At 45.9% G+C, this 17,257-nt stretch carries 15 protein-coding genes; all 15 read left to right on the forward strand.

Going from position 1 to position 17,257, the window contains the following annotated elements; translation table 11 throughout:
- Positions 1–2 precede the first annotated feature (2 nt).
- On the forward strand, positions 3–848 hold the full coding sequence (locus CC90_RS0118545) for a carbohydrate ABC transporter permease (protein WP_031392209.1): 846 nt from the start codon (positions 3–5) through the stop codon (positions 846–848).
- 11 nt (positions 849–859) lie between these two features.
- Entirely contained in the window at positions 860–2,035 is a 1,176-nt protein-coding gene (locus CC90_RS0118550; protein WP_031392210.1) for an AGE family epimerase/isomerase, read from the forward strand.
- A complete protein-coding gene (locus tag CC90_RS0118555; protein WP_031392211.1) occupies positions 2,025–3,197 on the forward strand; it encodes a glycoside hydrolase family 130 protein in 1,173 nt (390 codons plus the stop codon). Before CC90_RS0118550 ends, CC90_RS0118555 begins: the two co-directional genes overlap by 11 nt.
- 24 nt (positions 3,198–3,221) lie before the next feature.
- Positions 3,222–4,244, forward strand: coding sequence for a glycoside hydrolase family 130 protein (locus CC90_RS0118560; protein ID WP_031392212.1), 1,023 nt, complete (start codon positions 3,222–3,224; stop codon positions 4,242–4,244).
- A gap of 73 nt (positions 4,245–4,317) precedes the next feature.
- A complete protein-coding gene (locus CC90_RS0118565; RefSeq protein WP_031392213.1) occupies positions 4,318–5,379 on the forward strand; it encodes an SGNH/GDSL hydrolase family protein in 1,062 nt (353 codons plus the stop codon).
- Positions 5,355–6,503, forward strand: coding sequence for an SGNH/GDSL hydrolase family protein (locus CC90_RS0118570; protein ID WP_242843335.1), 1,149 nt, complete (start codon positions 5,355–5,357; stop codon positions 6,501–6,503). The genes CC90_RS0118565 and CC90_RS0118570 overlap by 25 nt, the downstream gene beginning before the upstream one ends.
- Before the next feature lie 9 nt (positions 6,504–6,512).
- Entirely contained in the window at positions 6,513–8,795 is a 2,283-nt protein-coding gene (locus tag CC90_RS0118575; protein ID WP_031392215.1) for a methyl-accepting chemotaxis protein, read from the forward strand.
- Positions 8,796–8,850: 55 nt separating this feature from the next.
- Positions 8,851–11,112, forward strand: a complete 2,262-nt coding sequence (locus tag CC90_RS0118580; RefSeq protein ID WP_031392216.1) for a GH1 family beta-glucosidase — start codon at positions 8,851–8,853, stop codon at positions 11,110–11,112.
- A 235-nt stretch (positions 11,113–11,347) separates the two neighbouring features.
- Positions 11,348–12,535 carry a pyridoxal phosphate-dependent aminotransferase gene (locus tag CC90_RS0118585; protein ID WP_031392217.1) on the forward strand — a complete coding sequence of 396 codons (1,188 nt, stop codon included), beginning with the start codon at positions 11,348–11,350 and terminating at the stop codon, positions 12,533–12,535.
- 27 nt (positions 12,536–12,562) lie between these two features.
- A complete protein-coding gene (locus CC90_RS0118590) occupies positions 12,563–13,408 on the forward strand; it encodes a patatin-like phospholipase family protein (RefSeq protein WP_031392218.1) in 846 nt (281 codons plus the stop codon).
- A gap of 107 nt (positions 13,409–13,515) precedes the next feature.
- Entirely contained in the window at positions 13,516–14,349 is an 834-nt protein-coding gene (locus CC90_RS0118595) for an undecaprenyl-diphosphate phosphatase (protein WP_031392219.1), read from the forward strand.
- 288 nt (positions 14,350–14,637) lie between these two features.
- Positions 14,638–14,763: a hypothetical protein gene (locus tag CC90_RS24885; protein WP_278245487.1), complete on the forward strand. Its 126-nt coding sequence runs from the start codon at positions 14,638–14,640 to the stop codon at positions 14,761–14,763.
- Entirely contained in the window at positions 14,732–15,184 is a 453-nt protein-coding gene (locus CC90_RS0118600; RefSeq protein WP_051869775.1) for a DUF6465 family protein, read from the forward strand. Before CC90_RS24885 ends, CC90_RS0118600 begins: the two co-directional genes overlap by 32 nt.
- 295 nt (positions 15,185–15,479) lie before the next feature.
- Positions 15,480–16,511, forward strand: coding sequence for a heat-inducible transcriptional repressor HrcA (gene hrcA, locus CC90_RS0118605; protein WP_031392221.1), 1,032 nt, complete (start codon positions 15,480–15,482; stop codon positions 16,509–16,511).
- A 40-nt stretch (positions 16,512–16,551) separates the two neighbouring features.
- Positions 16,552–17,241, forward strand: coding sequence for a nucleotide exchange factor GrpE (gene grpE, locus CC90_RS0118610; RefSeq protein ID WP_031392222.1), 690 nt, complete (start codon positions 16,552–16,554; stop codon positions 17,239–17,241).
- The last annotated feature ends 16 nt before the right edge of the window (positions 17,242–17,257 follow it).

Below are 17,257 nucleotides of genomic sequence, written 5' to 3' on the forward strand. Positions count from 1 at the left end.
AGATGATAATTCTAAAAATTAAGAAATTGATATGGTCTTTTTTGAAATATTTTTCCCTCGTATTTTTCTCCTTTGCAGCCATAATCCCGATTGTATCCTGCGTAATTACCGCCTTTAAGACGGATCCGGAGTATAAAAGCACTAACGTGATGGCGCTGCCGGAGAGCTGGCTCAATTTCGACAATTTTATTGAGGCGTTCCATCGCGCCAATATGGGGCGGGCATTTATCAACTCCACGCTCGTTCTTATCTTAGTACTGATAGGCTCTATTTTATTTGGAACGCAGATCGCATATATACTGAACCGCTTTAAGTTCCCGGGAAACGGGCTGGTGCGCAACCTGTTCCTCTTTGCAACCTTGCTGCCCGGCGTAGCGATGCAGGTTTCCGTTTATTCCATTATGAATTCTTTGGGATTCATCAATCACTTATACGGCTATATCATTCTCATGATGGGAACGGATGTTATTTCCATATACATCTTTATACAGTTTTTTGAAAATATTTCGGTTTCACTCGATGAATCGGCAATTATGGATGGTGCTTCTTATTTTACAATTTATGCGAAGATACTTTTCCCTCTCTTAAAGCCGGCCATCGTGACCTGCATGATACTTAAAGGAGTGGGAACATATAACGAATATTATATGGCTCAGCTATATCTTCAGGATAAGACCAGACTGGGAACGGTGGCTACCTCGCTGTTTACCTTTACGGGACCTCTCGGAAGCCAGTATAACTTGATTTGTGCGGGAGTCATCATCTCCCTGCTTCCGGCGCTGATTGTTTTCATACTGTGCCAGAAACAAATATACAGCGGCCTTACGGCAGGCGCAGTAAAGGGATAGGAGGGAAGCATATGTTAGCTGGTGAAATGAAAGAGCATCTTACCACAATCATCCTTCCTTTCTGGAAGAAGCTGCGTGACAATGAAAACGGCGGCTATTATGACTTTGTGGATTATAACTTGAAGACGGATGAAAAGGCGGCAAAGGGATGCATTCTGAATAGCCGCATCACATGGTTTTTTGCCAATGCCTACCTTCTGTTAAAGGATGAGGAGCTATTGGGTTATGCGAGGCATGGTTTTGAATATATGAAGACATATTGCCTGGATAGAAAATATGGAGGAGTTTATTGGTCCACCCGTTATGACGGCAGGCCGGAGGATACGGAAAAACATACTTATAATCAAGCCTTTGCGATTTATGCGCTATCCGCCTACTATGAGGCCAGCGGGAATAAAGAAGCACTTTCCATGGCTGCGGACTTGTTCCGGCTCATAGAAGAACGGTGTACGGATGAGTTCGGCTACAAGGAATGCTTCGATAGAAGCTTCGAAGAGATCGATAACGATAAGCTGTCCGAGAATGGAGTTATTGCGGAAAAAACCATGAATACACTTCTGCATGTGTTCGAAGCGTATACGCAGCTGTACCGGATCAGCCGAAGCGGGGAAGTAAAGAAAAAGCTGCTTTGGATTCTGGATACCTTTGCGGATAAGATATACAATCCGGAGCTTCGCAGGCAGGAAGTATTCTTCGACACAGAGATGAACTCGATTCTGGACCTGCACTCATATGGACATGACATTGAGACGGCATGGCTCATCGACAGAGGACTTGAGGTGCTGAAGGAAGAAGCTTATGAGAAGAAGATGCGCCCTATACTGGAGGCACTGACACGGCAGGTATATGAGAAGGCTTTCGACGGACGTTCTCTTGCCAACGAGTGTGAAAAGGGAGTGGTGGATGAAAGCCGCGTCTGGTGGGTGCAGGCGGAGTCTGTGGTAGGCTTTCTGAACGCTTATGAACACAATACTGAGAAGAAGGAATATAAGCAGGCAGTGGAAAGCCAGTGGAATTTTATAAAGGAATATGTGACGGATAAGAGAAAAGGCTCGGAATGGTATTGGAAAGTGGATAAGGAAGGCAGGGCTATCGAGGGGGCGCCCATCGTGGAGCCGTGGAAATGTCCGTACCACAACGGCAGAATGTGCTTTGAGGTCATCAGGAGGATGGAACATGCTACATGAGAAGTACTTTGAGGAGCTTGAAAAATATGAGACTTTAATCAACAGAAAGAATGAAATCGACGAGAAATTTTATAATGGCGTTTATGACAGATATAAATATCCGGTGCTGACGAGAGAGCATATTCCGCTGATTTGGCAGTACGATTTAGATGCAGAGTCCAATCCGCATTTTATGAAACGGCTGGGAGTCAATGCGGTAATGAATTCAGGAGCCATAGAATTAGACGGAAAATATTATCTCGTGGCCCGTATCGAAGGAGATGACAGAAAGTCCTTCTTCGGAGTGGCGGTTAGTGACAGCGGGACGGAGGGTTTCCGGTTTCTGGATTATCCAGTAATCCTTCCTGACAAATATCCGGAGGAAACGAATGTCTACGATATGAGGCTGACCAGACATGAGGATGGGTATATTTACGGACTATTCTGTTCGGAGAGCAAGGATAAATCGGCAAGCGACCTGTCAGCGGCGGTGGCGGCGGCAGGAATTGTCAGAACAAAGGATTTGAAAATATGGGAAAGATTGAATAATCTGGTGACGAAGAATTCTCCTCAGCAGAGAAACGTAGTGCTGCACCCGGAATTCGTGGATGGGAAATATGCGTTCTACACCCGCCCCATGGACGACTTTATCGAGACCGGTTCCGGCGGCGGTATTGGCTTCGGTTTATGTGATGATATCGAGCATGCGGTAATCGAAGAAGAAAAGATGGTCAGCCTGAGGAAATATCATACGCTGACTGAGGCTAAAAACGGTGCCGGAGCAGTGCCGATCAAGACGGAAAAAGGATGGATACATATCGCCCATGGCGTGAGAAATACGGCAGCAGGGCTTCGTTATGTGATTTACGCCTTTGCTACGGATATTAAGGATCCTTCTAGAATTATTGCGGAGCCGTCAGGACTGTTGATCGGGCCGCGAGGGGAAGAACGCACGGGAGACGTGTCTAACGTGGTATTTACCAACGGTGCGATAGTGAAAGAAAACGGGGAGATATTTATATATTACGCATCCAGCGATACACGGCTGCATGTGGCGGTAACTACAATCGGCAAGCTTATGGACTATGTGTTCCATACGCCGGAGGACTTGCTGCGGTCTGCGGACTGTGTAAAACAAAGGTGCTCACTCATACAGAAGAATCTGGAATACTTGAATGCATAAATACGAAAAATGGAGGTCGACAAGATGAATGAATTAAAAATGATCAGTGAACCGGTAAAGGGGGTTCCGTGGCAGGAGCCGCAGGAAAAGCCCTCGGACGCACCGGTATGGAGATACAGTGAAAATCCGATTATCGGGAGAAATCCGGTAAAGGGCGTGGCGAGAATATTCAACAGCGCGGTGATTCCTTACGGCGAAGAGTTCATCGGAGTGTTCCGTGGAGAACAAACAAACGGCATTCCATATATCTATATGGGCAGGAGTAAGGATGCCATTCATTGGGATATCGATAAGGAGAAGATTCCCTTTGTGGACGAGGAAGGCAAGCCTTTCATGCCGGCATATGCCTATGATCCCCGCCTCGTAAAGGTAGAGGATACCTACTATATCATATGGTGTCAGGATTTTTACGGCGCTTCAATGGGCATAGCCAAGACCGAGGATTTCAAGACCTTTGTGAGGTTAGAGAACCCATTCTTACCCTTCAATAGAAACGGAGTATTGTTCCCGAGGAAGATAAACGGCAATTTCATGATGCTGAGCCGCCCCAGTGACAGCGGGCATACGCCCTTCGGCGATATCTTTGTCAGTGAAAGCCCCGATATGGTGTATTGGGGTAAGCACCGACACGTGATGGGCAAGGGTAACGAATGGTGGCAGTCTCTGAAAATCGGGGGAGGTGCAGCACCTATCGAGACGACGGAAGGCTGGCTTTTGTTCTACCACGGAGTAAGCGGAACGTGCAACGGATACGTTTATTCCATTGGCGGAGCGATTCTGGATATCGACAATCCCTCCATCGTGAAATACCGGTGTGAAAATTTCCTTCTTACACCGGAGCAATGGTATGAAGAAAGAGGGTTTGTTCCCAATGTTTGTTTCCCCTGCGCTACCATTCACGATTCGGAAAGCGGAAAAATAGCCATTTACTACGGCGCGGCGGACAGCTATGTAGGCCTTGCCTTTACAAGACTTGAGGAAATTGTTCCCTATATTAAGGAGCACAGTACGGTTACGGCATCGGATACGGAAATCGGCAGGCGTTAAGAGCGCAGCATGGTTACAGCGTCGGATATGGATGCTGTTCATATTGGCAGAAAGAAAAGGAAGTAGATGACCTATGATAATAAGGCCGGATGATAAGCGCCTGACCTATTGCGGAAGAATTGACTTTGAAAATAAGGAGGCACCTGTATTCGTATATCCATGCAGCAGCATACGAATCAAAGTGAGTGGAAGCTTTCTGCGCATTGTTCTAAGCAATAAAAAAGCTTATTGGGAAAATTCGCTGGGCTTTCTCATAGACGGCAGGCAGGGTAAGGCAATCCTTCCTGAGGAAGAAGGTAAGACGACGATTACCTTAGCGGAGCATCTTGAGGAGGGTTTGCACGACGTAATGATTTTCAAAAGACAGGATTCCTGCCACACCTTTGTCTTCTATGGGCTGGAGGTGGAGGAGGGGGCTCTCGTGCAGGAGTGCGGGACTGCCCCTTCGCGGAGAATAGAAGTGTACGGAGACAGTGTTTCCGCCGGAGAGGTGTCTGAGGCTGTGGAATATGTTGGGAAAGAAGACCCCGTGCATAACGGTGAATACTCCAACAGTTATTATTCCTATGCATGGATGGCGGCCCGGCGGCTGAATGCACAGATACACGATATCGCGCAGGGAGGTGCTGCCCTCCTCAATGGTACCGGCTGGTTCATGGAACCAGATTTCATAGGAATGGAAGAAATCTACGACAAGCTGCAATACCATCCCTCTCTCGGACCGGTGAAGCGGTGGGATTTCGCACGATACAGACCCCATCTCGTCATGGTGGCAATCGGGCAGAATGACAATCATCCTCAGGATTATATGGCTGAGGATTATGAAAGTGAAAAAAGCACTAACTGGCGCAGGCGCTACAAGATGTTCTTACAAGATTTAAGGATCATATATCCGCAGGCTGTCATAATATTGCAGACGACAATCCTGAATCACCATCCCAATTGGGATCGCGCTATCGGCCAAGTGCAGACGCAACTGAAGGATCCTCGCGTATATCACTTTCGCTATACGGACAACGGCTGCGGGACACCGGGACATATCAGGATTCCCGAGGCGGAGCGGATGGCGCAGGAGCTGACAGCATTCGTCGAGTCTCTTGGAGAAACCGTATGGAAGGAGGAAGAGGAGGCATGAAGGAAAGCGAAGGCATTATGGCGGGGAATGGTGTGGTAAGCCGGGGAAATTTACATTGCTTAAAAAAGGCGATGAAACGGGCGCAGAGCGGAAAGAAGCTGACAATTGGCTTTATCGGAGGCTCCATTACCCAAGGCTCTCTGTCCTCTACACCTTTGACCTGTTATGCTTATCTGGTATACAACTGGTGGAGGAAGAAGTTTCCTGAGGCAGAGCACCTATATGTAAATGCCGGAGTCGGAGGAACTACCTCTCAGTTCGGAGCGGCGAGAGCGGAAGAAGATTTGCTTTGCCATAAGCCGGATTTCGTTATCGTAGAATTCAGTGTGAACGATGAGAACAATGGGCATTTTGCCGAGACCTATGAAGGTCTTGTTCGAAAGATTTACGGAAGCGACGGAGAGCCTGCTCTGCTGCTGCTTCATAACGTGCGTTACGACAATGGAGAGAATGCGCAAAAGGAGCATGAGAAGATCGGCAAAGCCTATGGGCTTCCCTGCATCAGCATGAAGGAGGCGCTTTATGGAAAAGTAGCTTCGGGAGAAATACCGGTACGAAGCATTACACCGGACGATTTACATCCTAATGATTTGGGGCATGAACTGGTAGCGAGGGCCGTCATAGAATTCTTGGAAGGAGTGTATGAGTGCCGCAGCGAAGAAGAACCCCCATTCTATAAAGGGAAATTGCCGGAACCGCTGACGAGAAACAGATATGGGCATTCTGTACGGTATAGGAACGACAATTGTTCCCCTGAATGTGATGGATTTACAAAAGATTCGAAAAAAAACGAAAAAAATTCACATATTTTCCAAAAAGGGTGGATTGCAAGCGGTATAAATGATAAAATAGTATTCGAAATTGAGGGCACGATAATTGCCGTTCAATATCGGAAATCTATAAGGAAACCAGCACCGGTAGCTCGTGTCATAATAGACGGTAAGGAAGAAAGAAGTTTTCTTCTGGACGGAAATTTTGACGAGGACTGGGGCGATTGCCTATACATTGATACGGTTGCGGAAAACTTGGAGAATACAGTACATACGGTGGAAATTACCATCGTGGAAAACAGCAAAAATCCGGCGGTTCCGTTTTATCTCGTATCAGTGATTGGTTCACGATAGGAGGATGTCATGGGGACAGGAAAAAGAACGATAGCGGGATGGACCGCCGAGGGGAAAAAGGGGAATGGAAAAAAGCTGGATTTGCCGAAAATCAACTTAAACAAAGTAGACTTTCGAAAAAGTTCGAAAAAACTAAGCGCGGTTATGTCGGAGCTTAAGGGGAATAAGGAAAGCAATCGTAAACATAACGGCCAAACTAAGGGCGGCATAAAAAGTAAAATAACGCTCGGCACATTTTCTAATACGAGCATAATGGGAACCCTGATCAGGGCTTTTCTCGTTCCCATCGCGTTCATTATCGTACTTGGCTTCGTGTCTTATAAGACCGCTTCCGGCGTTATAAAGCAAAAGGTGGAGGATTCCTCCGTAAGCACCATATCAGCTATGAGCATGTACTGTAATCTGCTCACGGGCAACGTGTCTTCAAAGGCTCTGGAAATGGTAGTAGGAGATGATATGTCGTCCTATTACGAGGTGTATTACAAACAGAATGACAGCAAAGCGATGCAGTACTGGCGGGACGCGAAGAAGAATCTTCTTCAGGTAAAGGCCAGCGTGCAGTACTTATACAGTTATTCCATCATCCCCGAGAACGGAACCTATCTCACTTCTATATCGGGAAGCATGGGGGATAACGTCTATGAGGGATTCATGGAATCGGCCGAGGGGCAGTATTTCAAGGAAAACACGACGCGCAAAAACGGATGGTTCGGCTATCATTCCTTTCTGGATGGGCGCTTATCCATTTCACAGGAAAGGTACGGTCTTGCCTTTTTTCAGAAGTTCTTAAAGGCGAATACCTATCTGGTACTGGATATCACCACACAGACCATAGAAGAAATGCTGAATCAAATGGACTTCGGTAAGAACAGTATCAAAGCGCTGATATCTCCTGACGGCCGTGAAATTGTGCGTGTGCAGCAGGCAGAAGCAGGAACGGGAGCTTTGCTTCCGGATGGGACGGCGGCTGTGTTCACGGATAAGGATTTCTATACGGAAAGCCTGAATGCAAAAGAAGCAGGAGACCGCTATGTCAAATATAACGGAGAAACTTATTTATATGTATTTTCGCCGGTAGGGAACACCGGAATCATGCTGTGCGGGCTGATTCCTCAGAATAACATTGTAAAAGAAGTAAACTCGATACGCAATCTGAGCGTCGTTATGGTATTGCTTGCGTGCATCATCGCCTTCCTCATAGGAGGCAGGATAGCGGCAGGTATGAGCCGGTCTGTTAAGGTTATCACCAAAGGCCTGAACGAAGTGGCGGGCGGAGATCTGACCCAGGAATTCCGGATCAACAGAAAAGACGAATTCAGCCTTCTTGCCAAAGGCTTGAACGACATGCTGGAAAGTATGCGGACGCTCATGAAGGATATGCAGATATTTGGAAATAAAGTAAAGGAAATGGCAGATGGCGTGTCGGTGAAGTCGGTAACTATCAACACCTCCATCAAGGAAATTTCTACAGCGGTAGACGAAGTGGCCGCAGGGGTACAGACCCAGGCGAAGGAAGCGGATAACAGCAACTGCAGGATGTCGGATTTCGCGGTGAAAATCGATGGAGCCTGTGAAGGTGCGGGAGATATGAGTAATACGGTAGACAGGGCCACCGCAGCGGTAGAGCAGGGTCGTGTCATCGTGGATGAGCTGAACAAAAAGTCGGAGACGACGGTAGCCATTACCAAGGTACTGGTAGAGAATATCAATGACGTGCAGGAACGCTCTACGGAAATCGAGGGCTTCATCGACACGATCAACAGCATTGCCAGACAGACGAACCTGCTTTCCCTGAATGCGTCCATAGAAGCGGCAAGGGCAGGAGAAAATGGGAGAGGCTTCGCGGTGGTCGCAGAGGAGATCAGAAAGCTTGCGGATGAATCCATGCAGGCGGGCAAGAGCATTAAGGACATCGTCGAGAACATCGGCGAGACTACAAGGAGAACGACGAAGTCGGCCAGGGAAGCGGAGACGATCATTTTCGCTCAGGCCACGTCTTTAGAGGAGACGATCCAGGTATTCGGGGAGATTAACCGCTGCGTGGAGAACCTTGTGGACGGCCTTAAGCATATTGCAGACAGCATGCAGGAGATCAATGTGGAGAAGGATCAGGTTCAGGATTCAATTCACAGCATTTCCGTGGTCTCGGAACAGTCGGCAGTGGCTACCGAGGAAGTGACCGCTACGTTAGATGATCAGGTTACGATCGTTTCCGATTTGGCAAAGGATGTTGAATTACTGAAAAAAGAAGCGGATGCGTTAGACCAGTCTATCGGAAGATTTATCGTATAGGAAAATGGACCATCCGTGAAATTTACAAGCAGCAGGACAAAACGGAGGGTCAGAAATGTTTCGTGATGATTTTGTTTGGGGCGTGGCCAGCAGCGCCTATCAGATAGAAGGAAGAGATTGGGGAGACGGGGGCGGAAAAACCATATGGGACACCTTTGCGGAGGAGGGCAGAATTGCGGACGGGCAGAATGCGAAAGTGGCCTGTGACCATATACATAGATATAAAGAAGACTTTGCTCTCATGCGGCTTATGGGAGTAAAGGCATACCGCTTTTCCCTCAATTGGGCGCGGATCATGCCTGAGGGCACGGGAATGGTGAACGAAAAGGCAATTGCGCTGTATCGGGATATGATTCTTGAAATGAAGAAGAACGAAATTGAACCGTATCTCACCTTATATCACTGGGAATTCCCCCAGACTTTACAGGACAAAGGCGGCTGGTTAAACGAAGAAAGTGCCGGTTGGTTTGCGGAATATGCCAGGATTGTAGCGGAAAACTTTTCTGATTTGTGCGAATATTTTATTACGCTGAACGAACCCCAGTGCTTTGTCGGTCTGGGCAATCTTACGGGAGAGCATGCGCCGGGGTTGAAGCTGCCTGTTAAAGATGTTTTTCAAATGGCGCATAACGTGCTTAAGGCTCATGGCAGGGGGGTTATCAGCTTGCGCAAATATGCAAAGCGGCCTATAAAAATAGGATATGCTCCTACTTGTGGCATGGCTTATCCGAAGACGGACAGTGAGGCAGATGTCGAGGCGGCAAAAAAGGCGTTGTTTGGCTTTTATAATCCGCTGGAGCGATGGACGTGGAATGTGGCATGGTTCTCCGACCCGGTATTCTTGGGGCGCTACCCGGAAGAGGGACTGGAGAAATATAAGGAATATCTGCCTGAGATCACGAAGGAGGATATGAAATTAATATCGCAGCCTCTGGATTTTATGGGACAAAACATATATAATGGGTACATGGTAAGCGCAGGAGCAGACGCAGAGCCGGTGTTTGAGAACAGGAAACCGGGCTATGCGAAGACTGCCGCCGGCTGGCCGGTAACACCCGAAGCTTTTTACTGGGGAATAAGATTTCTCTATGAAAGATATGAGCATCCGATGTATATTACGGAAAATGGCATGTCTTGTCATGATATGGTTTCTCTGGACGGCAGGGTGCATGATCCGAACAGAATCTATTTTCTGGATATGTATTTATCCGCACTTCAAAAGGCATGCGACGACGGTGCAGATGTGAGGGGGTACTTCCTCTGGACATTTTTAGATAATTTTGAATGGGATAAAGGATATACCGAACGCTTTGGAATTGTCCACGTGGATTTCGAGACGCAGAAGCGCACGGTAAAGGATTCAGCTTTCTGGTATCAGAAGATCATGGAGACAAACGGAAAGGAACTCAGTATCAATAAGCTGATGAGACAGATATTATTTTTAAATCCTATTTATAAACAGATGGTTTGGGGAGATGAGCGATGGGGGGTCAGTGCACATCCTCATGGGGACTGCGAGGTGAAAGAGGGCTTTTACAAGGGTAAAAGGCTTTCCTACTTGTGGAAAAAACTTCCCGGGCTGTTCGGTAATTACGATGCGGAGAATTTTCCTTTGCTGGTGAAGATGATTGACGCGAAGCAGGATTTAAGCATTCAGGTTCATCCGGACGATGCCTATGCGGATGCCCATGAAGATGGAAGCCTCGGCAAGACGGAATGCTGGTATGTGGTGGACTGCGATGAGGATGCCAGCCTGGTCATAGGGCATAATGCCAAGACGAAGGAACAGATGGAGGAAATGATTAAAAAGGGCGAATGGGAACAGTTCCTTCGGGAAGTTCCGGTGCGCAGAGGTGATTTCATCCAAATCGATCCGGGAACCGTCCATGCGATTAAAGGCGGCCTTATGATATTGGAAACGCAGCAGAGCAGCGACATTACTTATCGGCTTTACGATTATGGCAGAATGCAGAACGGGAAGCCCAGAAGGCTTCACTTGGATAAAAGCATGGATGTGATCACCGTTCCCTCACATGATATAGAAAGCGATATGGAAAACACTCTGGACTTGAATGTAAATTCCATGAACGTTCTCGTATCAAACGAATATTACACGGTCTGGAAGCTGGAGGTAGCGAAGGACTTCACCATAAGCCAGGACTATCCCTTCATGAACATGAGCGTCATAGAAGGAGACGGTCTTATCAATGGCCAGCTCATTCAAAAAGGCGACCATTTTGTCCTCCCTGCAGATTTCGGACTGATTGAACTCCACGGTAAGATGCAGCTGATCGCTTCTGCGGTGAAGCTGGTATAGCGGGAAATAGTTTAATTAAAATAAATTAATGAAGAAATTAAAAAAGCTATCGCTTAGATATATCAAGGGCGGTGGCTTTTTCCTGCGCCGGTGTGCACCAAGCAAAAGCTGTGTCACGAAAAACATAATACGGAAAGATAGTTATACCGCAATCTAAAAAATTGTGATAGAATAATCAAAGATAAAAATGACAGGAAAAATCCAATGTAAGCTTGGAAAGGAGAATAACAATAGAATGATTGCAGCAAAGTATAAAGATATGTTAGGTGCGAAATCCGTTATTAGAGAGCTGTCCGAATATGCCACGGCGAGAGGAAAAGAAATCGGTTATGAGAATGTGTTCGATTACAGCCTCGGCAACCCTTCTGTGCCCGCCCCGGAGAAGTTCAGGCAGGCGATGGTAGACTTGCTTGAAAAGTGTGACCCGATGGCACTTCACGGATACAGTCCCAGCCTTGGAATCACCTCCGTGAAGGAAAAGGTTGCGGAGTCCTTAAATAAGAGATTTAACATGAACTATACATATAAACATATATTCATGACAGCCGGAGCAGCAGGGGCTATCTCCCATGCGGTCCGCGCGATTACGGTACCCGGAGATGAGGTGCTGACCTTTGCGCCGTTTTTCCCGGAATATCATCCCTATATCGATTTAAGCGGCGCTGTGCTCAAGGTAGTGCCTCCTAATACGGAAACCTTCCAGATTAATTTTGAGCGCTTTGAAGACATGCTTAATGAAAACGTGATGGCAGTTCTGATCAACACGCCGAATAACCCCTCGGGCATCGTTTATACGAAAGAGACCTTGGAGAAGCTTGCGGAGATTATGACGAAGAGATCGGAAGAATATGGTCATGATATTTACCTGATTTCCGACGAACCCTATAGGGAAATCGTGTTTGCGGACGTGGAGGATATCTACGTGTCTAAGGTATATGATAATACCATTAGCTGCTATTCTTATTCTAAGTCGTTGTCCATTCCCGGCGAGCGAATCGGATATATCGCAGTAAACCCTTCGTGCAGCGACGCGGAGACCATTGTCAATATGTGCGGCCAGATTTCCAGAGGAATCGGACATAACTGCCCCTCCTCTATTATACAGCTTGCGGTGGCGGAGGTACTTTATGAGACCTCTGATTTATCGGTGTATGAAACGAATATGAATCTTTTATATAAAGAGCTTACCGATTTGGGATTCACCTGCGTGAAGCCGGGCGGTACCTTCTATATCTTCCCGAAGGCGCTGGAAGAGGATGCAAAGATTTTCTGCCAAAAGGCGAAGAACTATGACTTGATTCTTGTTCCGGGTGACAGCTTTGGATGTCCCGGTTATTTCCGTATGGCATATTGCATCGATACGGAGAAGGTAGAACGTTCTTTGGCGGCTCTTCGGAAATTCGTGGAAGCAGAGTACCGTTAAATTGTTATATAAGGGAGGAGTATTATAATGTATCAGGCTGGTCTTGTTTTGGAAGGCGGCGGCATGAAGGGGATTTATACCGCCGGTGTTTTGGATTTTTTTCTCGATAAGGAAATGGAGTTCTCCTCATGCTACGGAGTGTCGGCAGGAGCATGCCATTTATGCAACTTTTTATCGAAGCAGAAGAAGAGGGGATATCGCATAGGGATAAATTATCTGGATAATAAGAGATATTGCAGTCCTTATAACTTTTTTACGACAGGGGATTTGTTCGGGACGGATATGTGTTATGATTTGATACCGAATTATCTGGATCCTTATGATTACGATACCTTTAATAAATATGAAGGTAAGGCTTATGCGGTGGTGACTAATATAAGGACGGGAGAGGCGGAGTACCTGCAGCTTCAGGATATGCATAGAGATATTCAGGCAGTACGGGCTTCCAGTTCCATGCCCCTCGTATCCCGCAACGTGAAGATCGGGAATGAGCTGTATCTGGACGGAGGCGCTGCAGATTCCATTCCTATAAAAAAGTCCATTTCCGACGGAAATGAGAAAAATGTGGTAATACTTACGAAGGAGACAGGCTATCACAGAAAGCCCTCTTCCAGCCTTTCGCTCATAAAAGCACGCTATGTCAGACATCCTAAGGTATACGAACTGATGAAGGAAAGACATAAGGAGTACAACGATACCTTAAGATATTTGGAGGAGCAGGAAAAGGAAGGGAAAGCCTTCGTAATCCGCCCGAAGAGGATAAGCGAGGTCGGAAGGGTAGAGAAGGACGCAGAGAAACTGAAAGCTTTGTACGAGGAAGGCTACAAGGATGCTCAGGAGAGCTATGCGGAACTGCTGGAATATTTATCATAAGAGAGAATGAAGAAATAAAATGAAAGCTTTCGTTATATATTAATATATGATGAAACGGATGGATGGCAGGTATAAAAAGCAGCGTATCTGTCGGAGGAGGTTTGATAATGATAGAAATCTTGAAAGCGGTGCTGTTCGGTATCGTGGAAGGTATTACGGAGTGGCTGCCCATCAGCAGCACGGGGCATATGATTTTGCTGAACGAATTTGTTTCGCTGGACGTATCGCCCGAATTTTGGAAAATGTTTTTGGTAGTTATACAGCTTGGAGCGATTATGGCGGTAGTGATTCTGTTCTGGGATAAGATATTCCCTTTCGATTTGAAAAAAGAACCGCATATTAAAAAGGATATTTTCACTCTCTGGTTTAAAATATTGGTTGCCTGCATACCGGCGGCAATTGTGGGTGTTTTGTTCGACGATTTGTTTGACGAGCTTTTTTATAATTATACATGCGTGGCAATTGTACTCATCGTATTCGGTATTCTGTTTATCGTAGTCGAGAATAGGAATATAAGTAAGAAAGCAGCCCCGAGGATTACAGATTTTTCACAGATCACTTACAAGGTTGCCGCTATCATTGGAATTTGGCAGCTAATTGCAGCAATATTTCCTGGAACCTCTCGTTCAGGGGCAACAATCATAGGAGCCTTGCTTCTGGGCGTATCCAGAACGATAGCGGCGGAATTCACCTTTTTCCTCTCTATTCCGGTAATGTTCGGAGCCAGCCTTTTAAAACTTGTGAAGTATGGACTCGTATACACGACATCGGAGTGGACGATTCTTGCGGTAGGTATGATAGTGGCTTTCGTAGTGTCCATCATCGTAATCCGCTTCTTTATGGGGTATATAAGAAAGCATGACTTTAAGATATTCGGATGGTATAGAATCGTGCTGGGAATTCTTGTTCTGGCCTACTTTATGATATTCGCCGGTGCCTAGGGATACTGTGAGCAACCATCTAAAATAGTTTTGAAAACTGACATGGCAGCATGTCAGTTTTTTATATAATAGGAAGGGGACCCTATTACATAAAAAATGTATGAGCGGCTACGCGCGTAACAAAAGCGGTGTTGCCGGCAAGGGGCTGTCAGCATAGGCCTGTTGCTGGAACGGTTGGTATCTCAACTTTTGTTAAAAGTAAAATAGTTTTGACTTATCGCTCTACTTTGCTAAAGAGTTGACAAGACAGTCAAACTACGGTAAACTTTTATAAATGGGATTGGGAGAATGTGGTATTTAGAGTGTATTTGTGAGTTCGGTGCAGTTCGGAATTCGATAGGATCGGAATTCGATATCATCGAATGTGAAAGGAGAAAAACCTATGACAGAGACGAAGAAGACATCAACCGTTAAATCTACTGTAAATGCGGAGACCGCAGGAATTTCTGCGGCAGTTGTGACATCGGAGAAGGAACCGGCGAAGAAAGAAGAAATTAAGACGACAAAGACAGCGAAGGCAGCAAACACGGCTGCGAAGAAGACGGCTAAGCCTGCTGCGAAGAAAGCGCCTGCTAAGAAGGAGACGAAAGCAGTGACAAAGACTGCAGCAAAAACTCCAGCGAAGAAGACCGGCGCTAAACAAATAGTCAATCTGCAGTTTTCCGGAAAGTCCTACAGTATAGAGGACCTTACGAAAATAGCAGAGGATGTTTGGAAATACGATTTGCACAAGAGCGACGAAGCTTATAAGTCATTGGAGCTTTATGTGAAACCGGAAGAAAGCATCTCATATTACGTGTTTAACGGTGATATTTCAGGAAGCTTCTTTATTTAATACATTATTTTTATTTCATAGGAAAGTGCTCCTATGAAATAAAGATAGATGCGCAGCACACTTTTGTTTTACATTAATGCGTAAGACTTTTATATATGAACAGAAAATTCCGGTTGGAATTATCTGTTCATATTTTTTTTATAAATAATTTTGAAGTTATCTGTTGACATTGTATAGGGTAAGTGATATTTTATGGTAAGAAGGTATTAGCACTCCAAGATGTTGAGTGCTAACAAGAGACAAAAGGTCTTTATATTTTGAAAAAGCATGGCTATAAAGATGGGAGGATAATGAAGTGCAGCTTGATGAGAGAAAAATAAAAATTATGCAGGCCATTATCCGCAACTATCTTGAGACCGGAGAACCGGTAGGCAGCAGGACGATTTCCAAATATACGGATTTGAATTTGAGTTCGGCTACCATAAGAAATGAGATGGCAGATTTAGAAGAGCTCGGATATATTATCCAGCCCCACACCTCGGCAGGAAGGATTCCCTCAGACAAGGGCTACCGCTTATACGTAGATCAGATGATGGAGGAGAAGGAGCGGGAGGTAGAAGAACTGAAAGGCATTCTGTTGGAAAAGGAAGATAAGATGGATCATCTTCTGAAACAGGTAGCGAAGGTCTTGGCGCAGAATACCAATTATGCCACGATGATTTCGGCACCCCAGTACCATCGCAACAAGCTGAAATTTATACAGCTCTCCCGTGTGGATGCGCACCAGCTTTTGGTGGTTAGCGTTGTAGAGGGCAATGTAATTAAGAATAACATGCTTCAGGTGGAGGAGGAACTGGACAGCGAGACACTTTTGAAATTAAACATCCTTCTTAACACTCATTTGAATGGATTAACTTTGGAAGAAATAAATCTGAGCATGATTACAGCGATGAAGCAGCAGGCAGGCATACACAGCACGATTATAGGAGAAGTTATTGACGCTATAGCCGAATCGATCAAAGCAGATGAGGATTTGGAGATATATACGAGCGGAGCGAATAATATTTTCAGGTATCCCGAGCTTGCAGACAATCAGAAAGCCAGCGAACTGATCACTGCATTCGAAGAAAAAAAGCTTTTGGAAGAGCTGGTGGAAGAGAGATTGTCGGATGAAAACAACACCGGCATTCAGATATATATCGGCGATGAGACGCCGGTACAGTCCATGAAGGATTGCAGCGTCGTAACGGCGACCTATGAGCTGGAAGAGGGAATGAAAGGAACCATTGGTATCATCGGGCCGAAGCGTATGGACTACGATAAGGTAGTAGGGACATTAAAGACGCTGAAGCACCAATTGGATGATTTATATAAGAAGCGAGAATAAGTAAAAGAAATAAAAAGTAGGAAAGAAAGGAATAAATGAAGTGGCAGAACAGAAAGATATAAACAATCAAGATATCCAGGACACATTGAATAAGGAAGAAACGTTGGATAAGAAGATCATAATCGACGGCGGGGAATCGGAAGATAAGGAGATCCTGCCGGAAGACATTTCTCTGGAAGGTCAGGGAGAGATGCAGGCCGAAGAGGCTGAGGGTACGCTGGAAGATGAAGAAGGCGAAGAATGTGAAGAAAATGCCGGCAAAGGCTTCTTCAAAAAGAAAGATAAGAAACAGGAAGTCCTGAAACAAAAGGTAGATGAGTTGGAGGACAGAGTAAGACGCCAGATGGCGGAATTCGACAATTTCAGAAAGCGGACGGATAAGGAAAAGACGATGATGTTCGAGACCGGAGCCAGAAGCATTATAGAGAAAATACTTCCGGTGGTGGATAACTTCGAAAGAGGTCTGGCGACCATTCCTGAGGAAGAGAAAGGAAGCGCCTTCGCGGAAGGAATGCAGATGATTTATAAGCAGCTCATGACAGAGCTCGATAGCTTGGGAGTAAAGCCGATAGAAGCGATAGGTCAGGAGTTCAATCCGGAATATCATAATGCGGTAATGCAGGTGGAGAGTGAAGAATACGAAACAGGAATTATCGCGCAGGAGCTATTAAAAGGCTATATGTATAGAGATACGGTAGTAAGACACAGCATGGTAGCTGTTGTAAACTAAGCGACAGACAGCGAAT

Source organism: Kineothrix alysoides, assembly GCF_000732725.1.
GTDB classification, from domain to species: domain Bacteria; phylum Bacillota; class Clostridia; order Lachnospirales; family Lachnospiraceae; genus Kineothrix; species Kineothrix alysoides.

What these genes read in the sequence shown, in the direction of transcription:
- CC90_RS0118545 (WP_031392209.1), top strand. Translation starts at nt 3, where the DNA reads ATGATAATTCTAAAAATTAAGAAATTGATATGGTCTTTTTTGAAATAT.
- CC90_RS0118550 (WP_031392210.1), top strand. Translation starts at nt 860, where the DNA reads ATGTTAGCTGGTGAAATGAAAGAGCATCTTACCACAATCATCCTTCCT.
- CC90_RS0118555 (WP_031392211.1), top strand. Translation starts at nt 2,025, where the DNA reads ATGCTACATGAGAAGTACTTTGAGGAGCTTGAAAAATATGAGACTTTA.
- CC90_RS0118560 (WP_031392212.1), top strand. Translation starts at nt 3,222, where the DNA reads ATGAATGAATTAAAAATGATCAGTGAACCGGTAAAGGGGGTTCCGTGG.
- CC90_RS0118565 (WP_031392213.1), top strand. Translation starts at nt 4,318, where the DNA reads ATGATAATAAGGCCGGATGATAAGCGCCTGACCTATTGCGGAAGAATT.
- CC90_RS0118570 (WP_242843335.1), top strand. Translation starts at nt 5,355, where the DNA reads ATGGAAGGAGGAAGAGGAGGCATGAAGGAAAGCGAAGGCATTATGGCG.
- CC90_RS0118575 (WP_031392215.1), top strand. Translation starts at nt 6,513, where the DNA reads ATGGGGACAGGAAAAAGAACGATAGCGGGATGGACCGCCGAGGGGAAA.
- CC90_RS0118580 (WP_031392216.1), top strand. Translation starts at nt 8,851, where the DNA reads ATGTTTCGTGATGATTTTGTTTGGGGCGTGGCCAGCAGCGCCTATCAG.
- CC90_RS0118585 (WP_031392217.1), top strand. Translation starts at nt 11,348, where the DNA reads ATGATTGCAGCAAAGTATAAAGATATGTTAGGTGCGAAATCCGTTATT.
- CC90_RS0118590 (WP_031392218.1), top strand. Translation starts at nt 12,563, where the DNA reads ATGTATCAGGCTGGTCTTGTTTTGGAAGGCGGCGGCATGAAGGGGATT.
- CC90_RS0118595 (WP_031392219.1), top strand. Translation starts at nt 13,516, where the DNA reads ATGATAGAAATCTTGAAAGCGGTGCTGTTCGGTATCGTGGAAGGTATT.
- CC90_RS24885 (WP_278245487.1), top strand. Translation starts at nt 14,638, where the DNA reads ATGTGGTATTTAGAGTGTATTTGTGAGTTCGGTGCAGTTCGGAATTCG.
- CC90_RS0118600 (WP_051869775.1), top strand. Translation starts at nt 14,732, where the DNA reads ATGACAGAGACGAAGAAGACATCAACCGTTAAATCTACTGTAAATGCG.